Source organism: Streptomyces sp. NPDC046303, assembly GCF_055588085.1.
The window spans coordinates 169130-189158 of sequence record NZ_JBVJFA010000002.1 but is presented as its reverse complement, the minus strand read 5'-3'; the positions used below and the strand labels follow the sequence as shown (position 1 = coordinate 189158).

The following is a 20029-nucleotide window of genomic DNA, read 5'->3' as shown; positions in this document are numbered from 1 at the left end:
TCGGGGTCGGAAGTCAGGTCCATTGGAGCATAGGTCATTGTTACCTATACTCACAATGAACGGCATCCTGATATTGTTCCCGGCATGAGCTCCGCCTCCGACACCGATCGCCTCCTCGCCGAACAGCTGCTCCGCCTGACGCGCAGGCTCCACCGGATCCAGAAGCGCCACATGGAACCGCTCGGGATCACTCCCGCCCAGAGTCGGCTGCTGCGTCTGGTCTCGCACTACGAGGGCGACCAGGCACCCCGAATGGCGGATCTCGCCGCCCGCCTGGAAGTGGTCCCCCGCGCCGTGACCACGCTGGTGGACGGCCTGGAGGCGGCCGGGTGCGTACGCCGGGCACCCGACCCCGCGAACCGCAGGGTCATCCGGATCGAGCTCACCGACACCGGCCGCGCCACGCTGCGCCGTCTGCGCAACGCGCGAACCGACGCGGCAGAGGAGATCCTGGCTCCACTGACCGCCGACCAGCGCGAGGTGCTCGGCGGTCTGCTGAACGCCCTGTCGGACGCGCCGGCGGAGCACAGCTGCTGACGAGGCCGCGCGTGGCCGCGAACGAGGCGAGGGGTGGCACATGCCGCTGCTGGAACCGAAGCCGGGGGCCCTGCGCCCGCGCCGTGTCAGCGGCCCCGCCCAGGACCGGCTGCCGGACCACCGGGCCGCCGGCACCCCCGAGCCGCTGCGCACCGAACTGACCGAGCTGCTGGGCGCCGAGAAGGTCCTGTGGAAGGTCTCCGACCTGGTCCGCTACGCCTCCGACGCCTCTCCTTACCGCTTCGTCCCCCAGGTCGTGGTGGTCGCCGAGGACATCGACGACGTCTCGGCCGTCCTGTCCTACGCCCACGGCCGGCAGCGCGAGGTCGTCTTCCGCGCCGCCGGAACCTCGCTCAACGGCCAGGCCCAGGGTGAGGACATCCTGGTCGACGTACGCCGCCACTGGGCCGGCGTCGAGGTGCTGGAAGGCGGCCGCCGCGCCCGGATCCGGCCCGGCACGACCGTCATGCGGGCCAATGCCGCCCTCGCCCGGCACGGCCGCGTCCTCGGCCCCGATCCGGCCAGCGCCCTCGCCTGCACCCTCGGCGGCGTCGTCGCCAACAACGCCTCGGGCATGACCGCGGGCACCACGAGGAACTCGTACCGCACGCTTTCCTCGCTCACCCTCGTCCTTCCGGGCGGCACCGTCGTCGACACGGCGGACCCGCTGGCCGACGAGGAGCTGGCGCGCGCCGAGCCGGCCCTGTGCCACGGGCTGATGGAGATCAAGAGGGAGATCGAGGCCGACCCGGAACTGGTGGCCCGGATCCGCGCCAAGTACGAGATCAAGAACACCACCGGCTACCGGCTGGACGCCTATCTGGACGGCGCCACCCCCGTGGAGATCCTGCGCGGACTGGCGGTCGGCTCGGAGGGCACCCTCGGCTTCATCGCCGAGGTCGTCTTCGACACCCTCCCGCTGGACCGCGCGCTCTGCTCCGCGCTGCTGTTCTTCCCCTCGCTGCCCGCCGCGGCCGCCGCCGTGCCCCTCTTCAACGAGGCGGGCGCGCTCGCCGTGGAGCTGATGGACGGCAACACCCTGCGCGCCTCGGTCAGCGTCGCGGGCGTACCCGCCGACTGGGCGGACCTGCCCAAGGACACCACCGCCCTGCTCGTGGAGTTCCGCGCCGCGGACGAGGCCGGCCTGGAGGCGTACGAGAGCCGGGCGGCGCAGCTGCTCCCCGGGCTCGACCTGGTCGCACCGGTGGCCTCGGTCACCAACGCCTTCACCCGCGACGCGCGCACCATCAACGGCTACTGGAAGGCCCGCAAGGCCTTCGTCACCGCCGTGGGCGGCGCCCGCGCCCCCGGCACCACCCTGATCACCGAGGACTTCGCCGTACCGCCGTCCCGCCTCGCCGAAGCCTGTACGGCGCTCCTCGAACTCCAGGCGCGGCACGGCTTCGACGCGGCCGTCGCCGGGCACGCCGCCCACGGCAACCTGCACTTCCTGCTCGCCTTCGACGCCGCCGACCCGGCCGACGTCCAGCGGTACGCGGCCTTCATGGACGCCTTCTGCCGGCTCACCGTCGAGCGGTTCGACGGCTCCCTGAAGGCCGAGCACTCCACCGGACGCAACATGGCGCCGTTCCTGGAACTCGAGTGGGGACCCGAGGCCACCGCGCTGATGTGGCGCACGAAACGCCTCGTCGACCCCGACGGGGTGCTCGCCCCGCGCATCCTCCTCGACCGCGACCCGCAGGCCCACCTGCGCGGACTGAAGACGATTCCGCGGGTGGAGGCGGTGGCCGACCCGTGCATCGAGTGCGGGTTCTGCGAACCGGCCTGCCCCAGCGGGGACCTGACGACCACTCCGCGCCAGCGGATCGTGCTGCGCCGCGAGATGATGCGCCAGCAGCCCGGCTCCAGGGTGCTGGACGGACTCCTCGGCTCCTACGGCTACGACGCCGTCGACACCTGCGCGGGTGATTCCACCTGCATGCTCGCCTGCCCGGTGGGCATCGACACCGGCGCGCTGATGAAGGACTTCCGCCACCGCCGGCACAGCCCCCGCGAGGAGCGGGCCGCCGCACTGGCCGCGGAGCGGTTCGGGGCGGTGGAGGCCGCCGCCCGGCTGGCGGTGGCCGTCGCCGACGGGCTGCCGGACCGGCTCGGGGACGGGCTGCTCGCGGCGGTCACGGGCGCCGCGCGCAAAGCCGTACGACCGGACCTGGTGCCGCGGTGGCTGCCGCAGATCCCCGGCGCCGCCGCGCGCAGACTCCCCGTCACCCGGCGGGCGGGCGCCTTCGCCGTGTACTACCCCTCCTGCGTCAACCGGATCTTCGGCAATTCCGGCGCCGCCGGGCCCGGCCCCTCCCTGCCGGAGGCCGTGGTGGCGGTGTCGGAGCGGGCCGGGAAGCCCGTGTGGATCCCCGGGGACGTGACCGGCACCTGCTGCGCGACGATCTGGCACTCCAAGGGCTACGAGGCGGGCAACCGGGTGATGGCCAACCGCGTCGTGGAGTCGGCCTGGGGCTGGACCGCGGGCGGGCGGCTGCCCCTGGTCGTCGACGCCTCCTCCTGCACGCTGGGCATCGCACACGAGGTGGTCCCCTGCCTGACGGAGGAGAACCGGGCCCTGCACGCGGAACTGCGGATCGTCGACTCGGTCGTCTGGGCGGCCGAAGAACTGCTGCCGCACCTGGAGATCCGCCGCACGGTGGGCTCCGCCGTCCTCCATCCCACCTGCTCGATGCGGCACTTGGGCGATGAGGCGCACCTGCGGGCGGTCGCCGAGGCGTGCGCCGACGAGGTGGTGGTCCCGGACGACCTGGGCTGCTGCGCCTTCGCCGGGGACCGGGGCATGCTGCACCCCGAGCTGACGGCCTCGGCGACGGCGCGCGAGGCGGCCGAGGTGACCGCCCGGACCTTCGACGCGCACCTGTCGGCGAACCGGATGTGCGAGGTGGGCATGGACCGGGCGACGGGACGCTCCTACTCCTCGGTCCTGCTCGAACTGGAGCACGCCACCCGCCCCTGAGCGCCGGTGTGCGCGCCCCCTGACCAGGCGCTCCTGCGTCCGACGTGCCCGCGAACCCGCGTACGGCAGGCCTCCGCCCGCGGAAAACCGATTGCCCGGCCCTGGTCCGTAAGGCGAACCTTGCACGGTTTGGACCACTCGAGCAGTCATGGGGCGTCATGCAGATCAGTGATCTTCCGTACGCGGATCCCGGGGTACCCGACGCCCGTTCCGGTCCCCGGTTCCTGCTGTGGCTCGGCCGGGGGCAGCTGGGCGGACAGTTCAAGAGCCTGTGCTGGGGGCTGGTGCACTTCTCCGGAGTCGCCGGACTCCCGTACGCGGTGGGCTCGGGCGTCGAGGCGGTCGTCGACCGCGATTCCGCCCGGCTGCTGCTCGTCGGGGGGCTGCTCGCGCTGCTCGGTGTCGCCATCTCGGTCGGCGACGCCATGCTGCACCGCACCGCCGTCACCAACTGGATCACCGCCGCGGCACGCGTGCAGCAGCTGCTGGCGCGCAAGACCGCCGAACTGGGCTCCGCGCTGACCCGCCGGGTCGCCGCGGGCGAGGTGGTCGCGGTCTCCACCGCGGACGTGGAGAAGATCGGCTGGTTCGTCGAGGCCGTCTCCCGGTTCCTGGCCGCGCTGTTCGCCGTCGTCCTCGTCTGCGTAGGCCTGCTGTTCTACGCACCCGCGCTGGGCGTCGTCGTGGCCGTCGGCGTGCCGGTGATCGCCCTGGCGGCGCTGCCGCTGCTGCCGCGGGCCACCCAACGCGCCGACGTCCAGCGCGAGAAGGCGGGCAAGGCCACCGAGCTGGCCTCCGACACCGTCGCGGGCCTGCGGGTGCTGCGGGGCATCGGCGGCGAGGAACTGTTCCTCGGCCGCTACCGCGAGGCCTCGCAGGAGGTCCGCAAGGCGGCCGTGCGCAGCGCCCGGATGTGGGCGCTGATCTCCGCGATCCAGGTGCTCCTGCCGGGCGCGCTGCTGATCACGGTGGTCTGGTACGGGGCCACGCTCGTCGTGGACGGGCGCATCGCGATGGGTGAACTGGTCGCGGCGTTCAGCGCGGTGGCGACCATGCTCTACCCGCTGCGGCACTTCGAGGAGATCGCCATGGCGTACTCCTTCTCACGGCCCTCCGCCCAGCGGGCCGCCCGGGTGCTGTCCCTGACCCGTACGGAGGCCGACGAGCGGCCGGCGGCCGCCGTCGCGCCGAAGGCCCCCGCTCCGGGCGGGGACCTGTACGACCCGGAGACCGGGCTGCTGGCGCAGGCCGGGCGGTTCACGGCCGTGGTGTGCGGGGACCCGGACCTGGCGGGACGGCTCGCGGAGCGGCTCGGCGGCCATCCCACGGAGACGGCCGCCGGCGGTCCCTCGGCGCTCCTCGGCGCAGTCGCGCTGGACGAGCTCGAACTGGACGTCGCGCGCACGCTGGTCCTCGTACAGGACAAGGATCCGGTGCTGCTGTCCGGAACCCTGCGCGAGCTGTTCGCCGTACCGGCCTCCGGGACGGTCGAGCCCGGGGCCGCCCTGGCGGCGGCCCAGTGCGCGGACGTGCTGGACGCGCTGCTCCAGTCGGCGCCGGAGGGGATCGACGATCCGATGGACGCGCGGATCACCGAGCGCGGCCGGTCGCTGTCCGGCGGGCAGCGCCAACGGCTCGCGCTGGCGCGGTCCCTGGTCACGGACCCGGAGGTGCTGGTGCTGGACGAGCCCACTTCGGCGGTCGACTCGCACACCGAGGCACGGATCGCGGACGGGATCGCGGCGCTGCGGGCCGGGCGCACCACGGTGGTGCTGGCGTCCTCGCCGCTGCTGCTGGACCGGGCCGACCGGGTCGTCCTGGTCCACGAGGGCGCGGTGGCGGCGGCGGGTACGCACCGCGAGCTGCTGCACGGCGAACCGCTCTACCGGGCGGTGGTCACCCGCGAGACGGAGGACGAGCAGCGGATCGCCCGCGGGGGACTGGCACAGCTCGAACACACACTCACAGAAGTCGAGGAGTCCGCATGATCGGCGTGGCACCGCCGGACTACGATCCGGCGGCCCCCGAGTCGGCCGCGACCCTGCCCGTGGGCACGTCGGCGACCGTACGGGGCTATGTGCGCGGCCTGTTCCGGCGCCACCGGCGGGCCTTCGCGGTGCTCGTGGCGGTCAACGCGGCCGCGGTGATCGCCTCGATGGCCGGCCCGTACCTGCTGGGCCGGGTCGTGGACGATCTCACGGCGGGGGCCCGCGAACTCCATCTGGAGCGCGTGGCCCTGCTGTTCGCGCTGGCGCTGGCCGTGCAGACCTTCTTCGTGCGGCTGGTCCGGCTGCGCGGGGCGATGCTCGGCGAGGAGATGCTCGCCGATCTGCGCGAGGACTTCCTGGTGCGGTCGGTGGGGCTGCCGCCGGGCGTACTGGAGCGGGCCGGTACCGGTGATCTGCTGTCGCGGATCACCACCGACATCGACCGGCTGGCCAACGCGATGCGCGAGGCCGTGCCGCAGCTGGCCATCGGCGTGGTGTGGGCGGGGCTGCTCTACGGGGCGCTGGCCGTGACCGCGCCGCCGCTGGCCCTGGCCTCGCTGGTGGCGCTGCCCGTGCTGGTGATCGGCTGCCGCTGGTACTTCCGGCGGGCGCCGTCGGCGTACCGTTCGGAGGCGGCCGGATACGCGGCGGTGGCGGCCGCTCTCACGGAGACGGTGGACGCGGGCCGCACGGTCGAGGCGCACCGTCTCGGGCCGGAGCGGATCGCGCTGTCGGAGCGCCGGATCAAGGAATGGACGGCGTGGGAGCGGTACACGCTGTTCCTGCGGACGGTCCTGTTCCCGGTCGTCAACGTCACGTACGTGACGATCCTCGGCTCCGTGCTGATGATCGGCGGCTACTGCGTGCTCCGGGGCTGGATGTCGGTGGGACAGCTGACCACGGGTGCGCTGCTGGCCCAGATGATGGTCGAGCCGATCGGCCTGATCCTGCGCTGGTACGACGAGCTGCAGATCGCCCAGGTGTCGCTGGCCCGGCTGGTGGGCGTGCGGGAGATCGAACCGGACGCCGGGGACGCGAAGGTGGGGCCGGACGGCCGCGACGTGCGGGCGGACCGGGTGCACTTCGGCTACCGGGAGGGCGTGGACGTCCTGCACGAGGTGTCGATGTCCGTGCCGCCGGGCACCCGGATGGCGCTCGTCGGCCCCTCGGGGGCGGGCAAGTCCACGCTGGGCCGGCTGCTCGCGGGCATCTACGCCCCCCGCACCGGTGAGATCACCCTCGGCGGGGCGCGGCTGTCGCAGATGCCGGCGGAGCGGGTGCGCGAGCACGTGGCGCTGGTCAACCAGGAGCACCACGTGTTCGTGGGCTCGCTGCGGGACAATCTGCGGCTGGCCAGGGCGGGCGCCGGGGACGCGGAGTTGTGGGCGGCGCTGGGCGCGGTGGACGCGGACGGCTGGGCGCGCGCCCTGGAGTCGGGTCTGGACACCGAGGTCGGTTCCGGCGGGACGGCGCTGACCCCGGCCCAGGCGCAGCAGATCGCGCTGGCCCGGCTGGTGCTGGCGGACCCGCACACGCTGGTGCTGGACGAGGCGACCTCGCTGCTGGACCCGCGGGCCGCGCGGCATCTGGAGCGGTCACTGGCCCGGGTGCTGGACGGGCGTACGGTCATCGCGATCGCCCACCGCCTGCACACCGCGCACGACGCGGACGTGATCGCGGTGGTCGAGGGCGGCCGGATCAGCGAACTCGGCTCGCACGACGAACTGGTGTCGGCGGGCGGCGCGTACGCGGCCCTGTGGCGCTCCTGGCACGGGTGAGCCGCGTTGCGCGGGGGCGGTCCGACCGCCCCCGCGCCGTGCGCCCGGGACACCCCTAGACGAAGCCGAGGGCCGAAGCCCCGCCGAAGCCGCCCAGCAGGACGAACACCGGCATGAGGACCTTGAGCTCCACCCAGCTGCCGGCCCGGAAGCGCATCATCTTCGGCGGGCCGATCGGATACCAGCGCTTTCCGGCGATCGGGAGGGGCCACAGGACGGGGCAGCCGGAGACCGTCAGGGCGTCGCCGATGTCGTGGACGAGGGCGCCGAGCAGGATCGGCAGGCCGAGCCAGAGGTACTCCTGGCCCGGTCCGGTGAACAGCCAGCCCGCGCCGTTGCCCGGCTGGTCGAGCACCCCGGCCAGGATCCACGCGCTGGTGGCGCCGAGCAGCCACACCAGGACGTCGCTGGACATCCGGGCGGCCCGCCACAGCAGGCCCTCGACCGCGAGCACGAGGTGGACGAAGAGCAGCGCGAGCACGCCCCAGCGGTCGGCGGTCACCGCGAGCGCGGAGGCGCCGCCGCCGATCAGGACGGCCCAGAGCCAGGTGTGGGTGAGGGTGCGGTGGCCCCCGGTGCGGCGGGCGTCCTTCGGCGAGCGGGTGGCCTTGTACACGGCGTAGGAGATCTTGTCGACCACCTCGCACAGACCCCGGGAGAGCGGCCCGAAGGCGCGGGAGATCGTCGCCGACTTGTGGTCGAGGTCGGGGGCGAGGGCCGCTCCGGCGCAGATCAGCGCGCCGACGACGAGCACCGGCCACGGCATGGGGTGCCCGGCCGCCGCGGTCGCCGCGCCCACCCCCAGCCAGGCCGCTGCCCCCGAGAGTGAATGCGCCGGACCCATCATGGTCGTTCCCCGCCCCGGTGGTGTGGTGTCTGATGTCGTGCTCGGGCCTGGTCGACGGTTTCGCCGGGGCCGTTTCGACGGCACAGCGTACCGTCGATGATCTTCCTTCCGTCCGCCGGTTCCCTCATCCGGGGGGAAGCCAGGCAAGATGGGGGGTGTGACCCTCATTGATCAGCTCCCGCCGAACGCCGACCCCGATGCCCTCTTCGAGGCTTTCTCCTCGTGGGCGGAGGACCAGGGCATCACCCTGTACCCGGCTCAGGAGGAGGCGCTGATCGAGGTCGTCTCCGGGGCGAACGTGATCCTTTCCACCCCGACCGGCTCGGGCAAGAGCCTGGTCGCCGCGGGCGCGCACTTCACCGCCCTGGCCCAGGACAAGGTCACCTTCTACACCGCCCCGATCAAGGCTCTGGTGTCGGAGAAGTTCTTCGACCTGTGCAAGCTGTTCGGCACCGAGAACGTCGGCATGCTGACCGGTGACGCCTCGGTGAACGCCGACGCCCCGGTCATCTGCTGCACCGCCGAGGTGCTGGCCTCCATCGCCCTGCGCGACGGCAAGCACGCCGATATCGGCCAGGTCGTGATGGACGAGTTCCACTTCTATGCCGAGCCGGACCGCGGCTGGGCGTGGCAGATCCCGCTGCTGGAGCTGCCGCAGGCCCAGTTCATCCTGATGTCGGCGACCCTCGGCGACATGAAGCGGTTCGAGGAGGACCTGACCCGGCGCACCGGCCGGCCCACCTCCGTGGTCCGCTCGGCGACGCGGCCCGTCCCGCTGTCGTACGAGTACGTGACCACGCCGATCACCGACACGATCACCGAGCTGCTGGAGACCCGGCAGGCCCCGGTGTACATCGTGCACTTCACCCAGGCCCAGGCCGTCGAGCGGGCGCAGTCGCTCATGAGCATCAACATGTGCACCCGCGAGGAGAAGGACAAGATCCAGGAGCTGATCGGCAACTTCCGCTTCACCACGAAGTTCGGCCAGAACCTCTCCCGCTACGTCCGGCACGGCATCGGTGTGCACCACGCGGGGATGCTGCCCAAGTACCGGCGCCTGGTCGAGAAGCTCGCGCAGGCCGGTCTGCTGAAGGTGATCTGCGGAACCGACACCCTCGGCGTCGGTGTCAACGTCCCGATCCGCACGGTGCTGTTCACCGCGCTCACCAAGTACGACGGCAACCGGGTCCGCACGCTGCGCGCCCGCGAGTTCCACCAGATCGCGGGCCGCGCCGGCCGGGCCGGTTTCGACACGGCGGGCTATGTGGTCGCCCAGGCGCCCGAGCACGTCATCGAGAACGAGAAGGCGCTGGCCAAGGCGGGCGACGACCCGAAGAAGCGCCGCAAGGTGGTGCGCAAGAAGGCTCCCGAGGGCTTCGTCGCCTGGTCGGACACCACCTTCGAGAAGCTCATCGCGGCCGACCCGGAGGCGCTGACCTCGCGCTTCAAGGTCACCAACATCATGCTGCTGTCGGTCATCGCCCGTCCGGGCGATGCCTTCCAGGCGATGCGCCACCTCCTCGAGGACAACCACGAGCCGCGCAAGGCGCAGCTGCGGCACATCCGCCGGGCCATCGCGATCTACCGCTCGCTGCTCGACGGCGGTGTGGTCGAGAAGCTCGACGCTCCGGACGCGGAGGGCCGCACGATCCGGCTCACCGTCGACCTCCAGCAGGACTTCGCGCTCAACCAGCCGCTGTCCACCTTCGCCCTGGCCTCCTTCGACCTGCTGGACCCGGAGTCCCCCTCCTACGCGCTGGACATGGTGTCCGTCGTGGAGTCCACGCTGGACGACCCGCGGCAGATCCTGGCCGCCCAGCAGAACAAGGAGCGCGGCATCCAGGTCGGCCAGATGAAGGCCGACGGGATCGAGTACGAGGAGCGGATGGAGCGGCTCCAGGACGTCACCTATCCCAAGCCGCTCGAAGAACTGCTCCTGCACGCCTACGACGTGTACGCCAAGAGCCACCCGTGGGTGCGCGACCACCCGGTCTCCCCCAAGTCGATCATCCGTGACATGTACGAACGCGCGATGACCTTCACCGAGTTCACCTCCTTCTACGAGCTGGCCCGCACCGAGGGCATCGTGCTGCGCTACCTGGCCAGCGCGTTCAAGGCGCTGGACCACACCATCCCCGACGACCTCAAGTCGGAGGACCTCCAGGACCTGATCGAGTGGCTCGGCGAGCTGGTCCGCCAGGTGGACTCCAGCCTGCTGGACGAGTGGGAGCAGCTGGCGAACCCGGAGGTGGAGACGGCGGAGCAGGCCCAGGAGAAGGCCGACCAGGTCAAGCCGGTCACCGCCAACGCGCGTGCCTTCCGCGTCCTGGTCCGCAACGCGATGTTCCGCCGGGTGGAGCTGGCCGCCCTCGACCACGTCAACGTGCTGGGCGAGCTGGACGCCGAGTCCGGCTGGGACGCGGACGCCTGGGGCGAGGCCATGGACGGCTATTGGGACGAGTACGACGACCTCGGCACCGGCCCCGACGCGCGCGGCCCGAAGCTGCTCCAGATCGAGGAGGACGCGGCGCACGGGCTGTGGCGCGTCCGCCAGACCTTTGCCGACCCCAACGGGGACCATGGCTGGGGCATCAGCGCCGAGGTGGACCTGGCGGCTTCCGACGAGGAGGGCCGGGCGGTCATCCGGGTCACCTCGGTCGGCGAGCTCGGAGCGCTCTGACCGTCCGCTGTATCCCACCCCGCCCGCCGGACCCGACAGTGACCAGGGAGATCCTCTGATGACGAACCCCGCCGAGAGACTCGTCGACCTGCTCGACCTGGAGCAGATCGAGGTCAACATCTTCCGCGGCGCCAGCCCGCAGGAGTCCCTCCAGCGCGTCTTCGGCGGCCAGGTCGCCGGCCAGGCGCTGGTCTCCGCGGGCCGCACCGTGGAGAGCGACCGCCCGGTCCACTCGCTGCACGCGTACTTCCTGCGCCCCGGCATCCCCGGGGTGCCGATCGTGTACCAGGTGGAGCGGGTGCGCGACGGGCGGTCCTTCACCACGCGCCGGGTCACCGCGGTCCAGCAGGGCAAGACGATCTTCAATCTCACCGCCTCCTTCCACCATCCGGAGGAGGGCAGCATCGAGCACCAGCTGCCTCCTCACCACGTCCCTCATCCGGACACGCTCCCCAAGGTCGCGGACGAGATCCGCGAGCACCTCGGGGCGCTGCCGGAGTCCCTGGAGCGGATGGCCCGCCGCCAGGCCTTCGACATCCGGTACGTGAACCGGCTCCGCTGGACTCCCGAGGAGCTCAAGGGCGCCGATCCGCGCAGCGCCGTGTGGATGCGGGCGGTCGGCCCGCTGGGCGACGACCCGCTCGTGCACACCTGCGCCCTCACCTACGCCAGCGACATGACCCTCCTCGATGCCGTGCGCATCCCGGTGGAACCGCTGTGGGGGATGCGCGGGTTCGACATGGCGAGCCTCGACCACGCCATGTGGTTCCACCGGCCGTTCCGGGCGGACGAGTGGTTCCTGTACGACCAGGAGTCCCCCATCGCGCACGGCGGCCGGGGCCTGGCGCGGGGCCGCATCTACGACCTGGAGGGCAGACTGCTGGTCTCCGTGGTCCAGGAAGGCCTCTTCCGCCCGTACCCGGCCACGCCTCCCCCGCCTGCCCAGTAGCCCCGGGCCCCGGCAACTCCCGCGGCCCCCGCCCTCACGAGGAACCGAGCACACCCATGCCCACCCCGGCCGTCCCCTGCCCCTGCGGGCTGCCCGCCGCGTACCCGGAGTGCTGCGGGCGCTTCCACTCCGGTGCCCAGCAGGCACCGACCGCGGAACGCCTGATGCGCTCCCGGTTCAGCGCCTTCGCCGTGGGCGACACCGCCTACCTGCTGCGCTCCTGGCATCCCTCGACCCGCCCGGCCCGCCTTGACCTGGATCCCGGTCAGCGCTGGGAGCGGCTGGAGATCCTCGCGACCGAGCGCGGCGGGATGTTCGAGACCGAGGGCTCGGTGGAGTTCCGGGCGCACTACCGCGAGGGCGGGCACACGGGCTCACTGCACGAGCACAGCGCCTTCTCCCGCGAGGCCGGCGCCTGGGTCTACGTCGGCCCCCTCTCCCCCGTCGAGTTCGACTGACCGCGGGCCCCGGTCAGAGCGAAGTCCAGGCTGGTGCGGTACCAGTTGACCTCCTCGGGCAGGTCGGCCTTGAGCAGCCGCAGGGCCACGGCCGCGGCCGCCGGCGCCTGCGGGTGCCCGTACGGCGGGGGCGGGGCGAGGGCGGCCAGCACGATCCGCTCCGCCGGATCGGGCACGGCCCGCCGGAGCTCTTCCTCCGGGAGCACGGACGCCAGGACCGCGGCACGCTCCCAGGGGTCGGCGGTCCGTCTCAGCAGCAGCCCGACGTGCCGTCCGCGCCACTTCCACGGGCGCAGGTCCGCCTTGGCCTCCAGCATCTTCCGGTCCGCCGGGGGTGCGACTCCGCGCAGCAGCGCCGGCTCCCGCGCCGCGAACTCCCGTAGCTCGGCGGTCAGGTAGAGCCACACCACCGCCCGGTACCGGTTGATCCGGTAGCCGACCGGGGTGAGGTGCCCGCAGCGGGCGAGGCGGGTGAACCGGCTCGGTCCGACCCCCAGTACCCCGGCCGCCGCCTCCGCCCCGCCCACGGTCGCCACCCGCTCGCGCAGCGCCTGCGGCCCGCCCTCGCCGGGGCCTCCCCCGGCGGCCTTGACCCGCTCCAGCTCGGCCCGCGCGTAGCGGGCGGCTCGACCGGGCGCCGGGGGCCCGGCGCGCACGATGCCCAGCTGGACGGCCCGGGCGAACTCTCCCCGGGTCAGCCCCAGTTCCCCGGCGGCCTGTACACCGCCCACCAGCACCTCGGCCTGCGCGATATCGGCATTGGCATCGGCATCGGCGCGCTGCGTCGTCGCCAACGTCATCATCATCGTCGTCGTCATCACGGTCTCCCCCCACGAGCATGGTTACTCTGCGTGAAGACCGTAACTCAGCGCAACGACAGGCCGCGAGGCCTGTGGACAACTCAGCCGCCGGTGACGCGCCGCTCCGCGACGCCGAGGTGCTCACCCACCCGGTTGACCAGCAGCGTCATCTCGTACGCGACCTGCCCGATGTCCGATTCGGAGGCGCTCAGCACGCACAGGCAGCTGCCCGCGCCCGCGCCCATCACGAAGAGCACCCCGTCGTCGTACTCGACCATCGTCTGCCGGACCTCGCCGGCCTTGAAGTGCCGGCCCGACCCCCTCGCCAGACTCTGCAGTCCGGCCGCCACGGCCGCCAGGTGCTCCGCGTCCTCCCGCGCCAATCCGGCGCTCGCCCCCGTCACCAGGCCGTCGTTGGACAGCACCACCGCATGCCGCACCTGCTGGACCCTGCGCGTCAAGTCGTCCAGCAGCCAGTCGAGCTGCTTGTCCAGTGCCATTCCGAGCCCCTCCCCGTCGACGCCGCCCACCTGGCCGCGCCGCGCCCCGCGTAGTCGTTCCGCAAGCCTTCCCCACCAGTGCCTTTCCGGCAAGGAGGATGTACTCATGGCGAAGAAGATGACTGAACAGGAATGGCGGGCGTTCGTCTCCCACTCCACCCGCACCGGAAAGCTCTCCACCGTGCGCGAGGACGGCAGCCCCCACATCGCTCCCGTCTGGTTCGTACTCGACGGCGACTCCTTCGTGTTCAACACCGGCAAGGACACCGTGAAGGGGCGCAACCTGGCCCGTGACGGCAGGGTCGCGCTGTGCGTGGACGACGACCGCCCGCCGTTCTCCTACGTCGTGCTCCAAGGGCGCGCCGAGATCAACGAGCACGGCGACGACCCCGACGCGACCCTGCACTGGGCGACCAGGATCGCTGCCCGCTACATGGGCGAGGAGCGCGCGGAGGCCTTCGGCCGCCGCAACGCCGTGCCGAGCGAGCTCCTCGTCCGGGTCCCGATCGACAAGGTGATCGCCTTCGCGGGGATCTCGGACTGACCGGTCCCGCGCGGCCGCAGGCCGGTTCACACCGGGCCGGCCTGCGGCTCCACCGAGTCCAGCAGGCGGGCGGTGTGCACCCGCCCGGCGTACTCGACCAGCCTGATCAGCACTTCCTTCCCCGAGTCCTTGTCCCGCGCATCGCACAGCACCACCGGCGTCCCCTGGTCCAGGTCCAGCGCCCTCGACACGTCGTGGGCTCCGTAACGCCGTGCGTTGGCAAAGCAGTTGACGGCCACCACGAACGGGATGCGCCGGTGCTCGAAGTAGTCCACCGCCGGGAAGCAGTCCTCCAGCCGCCGCGTGTCGGCGAGCACCACGGCGCCCAGCGCCCCTTGCGACAGCTCGTCCCACAGGAACCAGAACCGGTCCTGGCCGGGCGTGCCGAACAGGTAGAGGGACAGCCCCGACCGGATGGTGATCCGCCCGAAGTCCATGGCCACGGTCGTGGTCGTCTTCTGGTCCACTCCGCCCGTGTCGTCGACGAGTTCGCCCGCCTCGCTCAGCAACTCCTCCGTCCGCAGCGGCCGGATCTCGCTCACCGCGCCGACCAGCGTGGTCTTGCCGACCCCGAAGCCGCCCGCCACGAGGATCTTCAGCGCGAGCGCCGCCAGTTCGGTGTCCTCGCCGGGACCGGGATCCGCCGGTCCGTCGTCATGCAGTCCCATCACAGCGCTCGCAATCCCTCGATGACTTCCCGCAGAATCCGCTCGTCCGGCAGCTGTGCGGGCGGTACGGGCCTGCTGACCTTGACGTGCCCGCCCTCCAGCAGATCGCCGAGGAGCACCCGCACCACCCCGACGGGCAGGTCGGCGTCGGCGGCGAGCTCCGCCACCGACTGGGTCTCGGACCGGCAGAGTCCGAGCAGTGCCCGGTGTTCCGGGCCGAGCAGCGACTCGGCAGCCGCGTCGGTGCCTTCCGGATCCACGACGACCAGCGCGATCAGGTCGAAGCGGACCCCGTGGGGTCCCGGCTTCGTACGCCCGCCGGTCATCGCGTACGGACGCACGAGCGGGCCCGCGTCGGCGTCGTACCACTGGCCGTTCATGTGCCGGACCGCCGCCCTCAGCCGGCGGCCGGCGGCCGCGCCGCGAACCGGGGCGGGGTGTACAGGTGCTCGCCGACCCGCTTCACCAGGCGGGCCATCTCGTAGGCGATCAGCCCGATGTCGGCCCCGGCGCCGCTCAGCACGGCCAGACAGGATCCGTCCCCGGCGGCCGCGACGAAGAGGAAGCCCTCGTCCATCTCGACCATCGTCTGGCGCACGCCCCCGGCGTGGAAGTGCCGGCCCGCGCCCTTGGCCAGGCTGTGGAAACCGGAGGCCACGGCGGCCAGGTGCTCGGCGTCCTCCCGGCTCAGCGCGCTGGAGGCGCCGACCGGCAGACCGTCGTTGGACAGGACCACGGTGTGCCGGACCTCCCGGACCCGGAGCACCAGGTCGTCGAGCAGCCAGTCCAGTTCGCCGGACCTGCGGACGCTGCCGTTGAGGTCGGTCCTCTGGTGTTCGATCATCACAGTTCTCCTTTGCTGCCTGCGGTGCCTTCACGGCCTGCGCGGCCTTCGCGGCGTGCGTGCGGCGAGTTCTCCTGGGCGCCGCGGACCCATCCGGCCCGGTACGCGGCCATCCGGTCCCGGGCCTGCTCCGGGCTGCGCCCCGGCGGATCGCCGGCGAGGCCCGCGCCCGCCGGGGCCTCGGGGGCGGGGGTTTCGCGCAGCTGCGGGACGAGGCTGGCCTGGCGGACCCGGCGCGGCAGTTCCGTCACCGAGGCGGCCGGGGCCGCGGCGAACTGCGTGCCGGTGACCGCGCCGCCGGGAGTACGCGGCCGCAGGGCTGCCACGGGGGCGGGGCGGGGTCCGGCCGGGTCCGGGGCGGGACCGGACGCGGAACCGGACGCGGAATCGGGCACTGAACCAGGCAGTGAACCGGAGGCGGGAGCGGGGCGCGGATCGGGGGCGGGGCGGGGATCCGGGGCGCCGAGCCCGCGCGCGTCCTCCCGTACGACGGTCATCGCCGGCGGCCGGTCCGCCCTTCCGGCCTGCGGGGCCGGTACCGGTGCGGCCACCGCCATGGGTGCCGATGCCGCGGCCCGCGGGCCGCCGGCCGCCCCCGCTCGGGGCTCCGGCTCGGGGGCGCCGGCCGTGATGGCGCCCTGGAGCACGGAGTTCGGCAGCAGCACCACGGCGGTGGTGCCCCCGTACGGCGAGGTCCGCAGGTGCACCTTCACACCGTGCCGGGACGAGAGGCGGCTGACGACGAAGAGCCCGAGCCGGTCGCTGTCGAAGAGGTCGAGCGCCTCGGACTGCTCGATGCGCCGGTTGGCGTCGCTCAGGGTCTCGCGGCCCATGCCGAGCCCGCGGTCCTCGATCTCCAGGACGTAGCCGGCGCCGACCGGCTCGCCGCTGACCCGGACCTTGGTGTGCGGCGGGGAGAACTGGGCGGCGTTCTCGATGAGTTCGGCCAGCAGGTGGGTGAGGTCGGCGACGGCTCCGCCGACCACGGCGGCCTCCGCGAGCTGGCGCACCTCGACACGGGGGTAGTCCTCGATCTCGGAGACGGCGGCCCGTACGACGTTCGTGAGCGGGACCGGCATCCGCCAGGCGCGTCCGGGGGCGGCGCCCGAAAGGATGATCAGGCTCTCGGCGTGCCGGCGCATCCGGGTGGTCAGGTGGTCCAGGCGGAACAGGTCGCCGAGCTCGTTCGGGTCGTCCGCGCGCCGTTCCATCGAGTCGAGCAGGGTCAGCTGCTTGTGTACGAGGACCTGGCTGCGGCGGGCGAGGTTGACGAAGACCCCGGAGACCCCGCTGGCCAGCTCCGCCCGTTCGACGGCGGCGCTGAGCGCGGCCCGGTGGACCGTGGCCAGTGCCTCGCCGACCTGAGTGATCTCGTCGTCGGCGGGCGGCCCGGCCGGGGTTTCGGCGGCGACGTCGATGTCCTGGCCCGCCCGGAGCCGCTCCATGGCGTACGGGAGCTTGCGGTGGGCGATCTCCAGGGCGGTGTTGCGCAGCGAGACCAGCTCGACGACCAGGACGCGGCCGATGCGGACGGAGATGACCAGCGAGGCGGCGACGGCGGCGAGGCCCAGCAGCACGGCGGCTCCGGCCGGGCTGAGGGCCCCCTCGGCGAACGGGTCGGCCCGGTCGGCGGCCGCGGCGTGCGCGGCTCCCTCGATCTCGCGCATCGAGGCGGCGATGCCGGTGTGAGCCGCCTCCCATCCGGCGGGCACCGCGCGCACCTCCTTGGTGGCGCCCGCGGCCAGCGCCCGGTCCTCGGCGGCGGTGAGGTCGGCGTAGGCGGCGCTCTTGGCGACGGACTGCCAGGCAGCCTGCTGGGCGGGGGGCAGATCACGGGCAGCGGCGGCGGTGAGGGCGCGGCGGGTCTCGATGGTGCCGGTCAGCTGCCGAAGCGTTTCCGCGCTGCGCGGGCCGGGGAGGGCGAGCAGCGCGTCCTCCCGGGAGAGGAGTTCCCCGGCGCGGGCGAATTCCAGCAGGACCCGGGAGCCGGGGCCGAGTTCGGCGTCGTCTCCGCCGGTCAGGGCGCCGCCCACGGCGAGGGCGGAGTCGAGCACGCGGGTGTAGATCTCGTAGGCGGCTTCGGGGCTGGCCCGGCGCCCGGTGACGTCCTTGCGGGCGGACTCGAGTGCCTCGGCGTCGGCGACGAACGCCCCGAGGCGGACCACGACGTCCGAGCCGTAGCCGCCGGAGTCGGCGGCGGTGTTGCGGTCTCCGAGCCGCAGGCGCCGGACGGCGGAGTCGGTGCGGCGGGCCTGCTGTTCCAGGGCGGCGGGGTCGGCGGCGGGGTCGGCGAGGAGCCGGACGGCGGCGCGCCGTTCGGCCTGGAGTTCGGTGACGGCGGCGGCGACGGGGGTGCGTATCTCGGTGTCGGCCTGCTGGACGCGGCTGAGCCGGGCGACGTCCTGGGCGGTGCTGACGGTGGCGAAGGCCCAGAGGGCGAGCAGGGAGACGACGGGGACCATCAGCAGCGAGACGATCTTCGCGCGGACGGTGGCGGGGCGCAGCCGCAGACGTCGGCCCCGGTCGTGCGGCGGCGGGCCCACCGGGGCGGGCTGCGCGGGCTGCGCGGGCTGGGCGGGCTGGGCGGGCTGGGCGGGCTGGGCGGGCTGGGCGGGCTGGGGGGGCTGGTGGAGTGCCCGCTCCGGGTGTTCGTCGGCCGGCGGACCGGCGTGGGCCCGGCGGCCCGTTCCCGCGCCGTGGCCGTGGCCGCCCGCCGGCGCGGGGAGCCGCGGCTCCGCTGCTTCCGGTTGTCTGCGGGGTGTGCGCATGGGCTCCTCGTTCCGGGGCGGTTCCGACAGGTGCGGGGTGGGGGGTTGGGGGTGGGGGCAGGTGCACGCACAGGGCGGTGCCGAGGCGCGCGCGGTGTGTTCAGTGGGCGGCCGCGGCCCGCTCCCCCAGCCTGCGGACGGAGTCGGAGGCGGCCCGCTCGTCGGCGGTCGGCGACAGTGCGACGAAGGCGGCGGTGATGAACAGGTAGGAGCCGAGCCCGACGGCGAGCGGGAAGATGAACTGCATGGCCGTGGCTCCGGGCAGTGCGGCGTCAGAAGGGGTGACGCTGACGGCGACGGCGGTCATCCCGGTGTAGTGCATGCTGCTGACGGCGGCGCCCATGACGAGCGAGGCGACGGCCACGGCCACCGGCGACTTGATGTTGAGCGCGGCCCACAGGGCGGCGGTGGCCGCGACCACGGCGATGGCGACGGACAGTCCGACGGTGAGCGGGTCGTAGGAGACGTGCCCGTGCAGGCGCAGGGCAGCCATGCCGAGGTAGTGCATGCTGGCGACGCCGAGGCCGGTGGTGAGGCCGCCCAGGACGAGGGCCCGGCCGCGGTCCTTGCCGTAGCCGACGGCGAACACTCCAGCGCCCACCACCAGCATGGCGACGATGAGGCTGAGGAGGGTGAGCGGCACGTTGTAGTGGATCTCGGTGCCGGTGACGTCGAAGCCGAGCATCGCGACGAAGTGCATCGTCCAGATGCCGGTGCCGATCGCGGAAGCCGCGGTGAGGAGCCAGTTGCGCCGGGAGGCGCCCGTCGCGGCGAGCGCGCGGACGGTGCAGCGCAGCCCGAGGGCGGCGCCGATGGATGCCATCACGTATGACAGCACGGGTGTCAGCCAGCCGTAGGCGGCGTGGTCCAGATGTCCCAGGTGTCCCATGGCCACCGGACGCTAGTCCGGGTGAGGGAGCGAACAGGGGGCGCATTTCGAAAGCCGCTGTAACTGCTGGAATATGACAGAGATACGTTCATCTTCGATCACGCCGCGTACCACCTTGCGCACGGTCCGCAGGCCCCCGCGTCCGCCCTTGGGGGATCATGGGCGTATGAGCGAAGACCACACGCACGTACAGGAGTTCTTCGGCGCGCGCGCCGCCGACTGGGACCGCAAGTTCCCCGAGGACGCGCCCGCCTTCGCGGCCGCCGTGGCCGAGTTCGGACTGCGGTCCGGGGACCGCGTGCTGGACGCGGGCTGCGGCACCGGGCGGGCGCTGGCCCCGCTGCGTGCCGCCGTCGGGCCCGCCGGCATCGCGCTCGGGGCGGACGTCACCCCGCAGATGCTGGCCGCCGCGCAGCGGGCGGGGCGGGGCGCGCAGGGTGCGCTGCTGCTCGCGGACGTGGGCCGGCTGCCGCTGCGCGACGGGGCGCTGGACGCGGTGTTCGCCTCCGGGCTCGTCGCGCATCTGCCCGACCCGCCCGCGAACCTGCGCGAACTGGCCCGGGTGGTCCGCCCCGGCGGGCGGCTCGCGCTGTTCCACCCGATCGGGCGAGCGGCCCTCGCCGCCCGGCAGGGCCGCGAGCTGACCCCGCAGGACCTGCGGGCCGAGCACAACCTCGGCCCGCTACTGGCCCGTTCGGGCTGGGAGATGACCTCGTACTCCGACGAGGACGCCCGCTTCCTGGCCCTGGCCGTACGCCACCGGTGACGCCCGTGACCTCAGCGGCCCCCGTGACACCGG

At 73.2% G+C, this 20029-nt stretch carries 17 protein-coding genes; 9 read left to right on the top strand and 8 right to left on the bottom strand.

Annotated features, from left to right (window positions below):
• Nucleotides 1-84 precede the first annotated feature (84 nt).
• The 4 genes from ACZ6I1_RS02590 to ACZ6I1_RS02575 all read left to right on the top strand — a co-directional run bounded on the left by ACZ6I1_RS02590 (nucleotide 85) and on the right by ACZ6I1_RS02575 (nucleotide 7283).
• Nucleotides 85-537, top strand: a complete 453-nt coding sequence (locus ACZ6I1_RS02590) for a MarR family winged helix-turn-helix transcriptional regulator (protein ID WP_469282272.1) — start codon at nucleotides 85-87, stop codon at nucleotides 535-537.
• A gap of 40 nt (nucleotides 538-577) precedes the next feature.
• Nucleotides 578-3517: an FAD-binding and (Fe-S)-binding domain-containing protein gene (locus ACZ6I1_RS02585; RefSeq protein WP_469282270.1), complete on the top strand. Its 2940-nt coding sequence runs from the start codon at nucleotides 578-580 to the stop codon at nucleotides 3515-3517.
• Nucleotides 3518-3675: 158 nt separating this feature from the next.
• Entirely contained in the window at nucleotides 3676-5505 is a 1830-nt protein-coding gene (locus ACZ6I1_RS02580) for an ABC transporter transmembrane domain-containing protein (protein WP_469282269.1), read from the top strand.
• The gene (locus tag ACZ6I1_RS02575; protein ID WP_469282266.1) at nucleotides 5502-7283 is read left to right on the top strand and encodes an ABC transporter ATP-binding protein; all 1782 of its coding nucleotides are present in this window, start codon (nucleotides 5502-5504) and stop codon (nucleotides 7281-7283) included. Before ACZ6I1_RS02580 ends, ACZ6I1_RS02575 begins: the two co-directional genes overlap by 4 nt.
• A 55-nt stretch (nucleotides 7284-7338) precedes the next feature.
• Here the strand turns inward: ACZ6I1_RS02575 and ACZ6I1_RS02570 are convergent, their stop codons facing one another.
• The gene (locus ACZ6I1_RS02570; RefSeq protein WP_469282264.1) at nucleotides 7339-8130 is read right to left on the bottom strand and encodes a metal-dependent hydrolase; all 792 of its coding nucleotides are present in this window, start codon (nucleotides 8128-8130) and stop codon (nucleotides 7339-7341) included.
• 157 nt (nucleotides 8131-8287) lie between these two features.
• Between ACZ6I1_RS02570 and ACZ6I1_RS02565 the strand changes: the two genes are divergently transcribed.
• The 3 genes from ACZ6I1_RS02565 to ACZ6I1_RS02555 are packed head-to-tail and all read left to right on the top strand — an operon-like array spanning nucleotide 8288 to nucleotide 12217.
• Nucleotides 8288-10810, top strand: coding sequence for a DEAD/DEAH box helicase (locus tag ACZ6I1_RS02565; RefSeq protein WP_469282262.1), 2523 nt, complete (start codon nucleotides 8288-8290; stop codon nucleotides 10808-10810).
• Nucleotides 10811-10868: 58 nt separating this feature from the next.
• A complete protein-coding gene (locus ACZ6I1_RS02560) occupies nucleotides 10869-11759 on the top strand; it encodes an acyl-CoA thioesterase (protein WP_469282260.1) in 891 nt (296 codons plus the stop codon).
• A 56-nt stretch (nucleotides 11760-11815) separates the two neighbouring features.
• Entirely contained in the window at nucleotides 11816-12217 is a 402-nt protein-coding gene (locus ACZ6I1_RS02555; RefSeq protein ID WP_469282258.1) for a YchJ family protein, read from the top strand.
• Here the strand turns inward: ACZ6I1_RS02555 and ACZ6I1_RS02550 are convergent.
• Together ACZ6I1_RS02550 and ACZ6I1_RS02545 are read right to left on the bottom strand one after the other, a co-directional pair.
• Nucleotides 12181-13035, bottom strand: coding sequence for a DUF6397 family protein (locus tag ACZ6I1_RS02550; RefSeq protein WP_469282256.1), 855 nt, complete (start codon nucleotides 13033-13035; stop codon nucleotides 12181-12183). The genes ACZ6I1_RS02555 and ACZ6I1_RS02550 overlap by 37 nt on opposite strands.
• 83 nt (nucleotides 13036-13118) lie before the next feature.
• Nucleotides 13119-13517 carry a roadblock/LC7 domain-containing protein gene (locus ACZ6I1_RS02545; protein WP_469282254.1) on the bottom strand — a complete coding sequence of 133 codons (399 nt, stop codon included), beginning with the start codon at nucleotides 13515-13517 and terminating at the stop codon, nucleotides 13119-13121.
• A 106-nt stretch (nucleotides 13518-13623) separates the two neighbouring features.
• On the opposite strand from ACZ6I1_RS02545, the gene ACZ6I1_RS02540 reads away from it, so the two are divergent.
• On the top strand, nucleotides 13624-14061 hold the full coding sequence (locus ACZ6I1_RS02540; RefSeq protein ID WP_469282252.1) for a PPOX class F420-dependent oxidoreductase: 438 nt from the start codon (nucleotides 13624-13626) through the stop codon (nucleotides 14059-14061).
• Nucleotides 14062-14087: 26 nt separating this feature from the next.
• Here ACZ6I1_RS02540 and ACZ6I1_RS02535 read toward each other — a convergent pair whose 3' ends face one another.
• The 5 genes from ACZ6I1_RS02535 to ACZ6I1_RS02515 all read right to left on the bottom strand — a co-directional run bounded on the left by ACZ6I1_RS02535 (nucleotide 14088) and on the right by ACZ6I1_RS02515 (nucleotide 19221).
• A complete protein-coding gene (locus tag ACZ6I1_RS02535; protein ID WP_469282250.1) occupies nucleotides 14088-14729 on the bottom strand; it encodes a GTP-binding protein in 642 nt (213 codons plus the stop codon).
• Complete coding sequence (locus ACZ6I1_RS02530) at nucleotides 14729-15109, bottom strand: DUF742 domain-containing protein (RefSeq protein WP_069919003.1); 381 nt, start codon at nucleotides 15107-15109, stop codon at nucleotides 14729-14731. The genes ACZ6I1_RS02535 and ACZ6I1_RS02530 overlap by 1 nt, the downstream gene beginning before the upstream one ends.
• Before the next feature lie 17 nt (nucleotides 15110-15126).
• Nucleotides 15127-15573 carry a roadblock/LC7 domain-containing protein gene (locus ACZ6I1_RS02525; RefSeq protein ID WP_469282248.1) on the bottom strand — a complete coding sequence of 149 codons (447 nt, stop codon included), beginning with the start codon at nucleotides 15571-15573 and terminating at the stop codon, nucleotides 15127-15129.
• Nucleotides 15573-18341 (bottom strand): sensor histidine kinase, encoded by a 2769-nt coding sequence (locus ACZ6I1_RS02520; protein WP_469282246.1) that lies wholly within the window; start codon nucleotides 18339-18341, stop codon nucleotides 15573-15575. The genes ACZ6I1_RS02525 and ACZ6I1_RS02520 overlap by 1 nt, the downstream gene beginning before the upstream one ends.
• A gap of 100 nt (nucleotides 18342-18441) precedes the next feature.
• Nucleotides 18442-19221 (bottom strand): MHYT domain-containing protein, encoded by a 780-nt coding sequence (locus ACZ6I1_RS02515; RefSeq protein WP_469282609.1) that lies wholly within the window; start codon nucleotides 19219-19221, stop codon nucleotides 18442-18444.
• Nucleotides 19222-19396: 175 nt separating this feature from the next.
• Here ACZ6I1_RS02515 and ACZ6I1_RS02510 point away from each other — a divergent pair, with 175 nt between their 5' ends.
• A complete protein-coding gene (locus ACZ6I1_RS02510) occupies nucleotides 19397-19996 on the top strand; it encodes a methyltransferase domain-containing protein (RefSeq protein WP_469282244.1) in 600 nt (199 codons plus the stop codon).
• The last annotated feature ends 33 nt before the right edge of the window (nucleotides 19997-20029 follow it).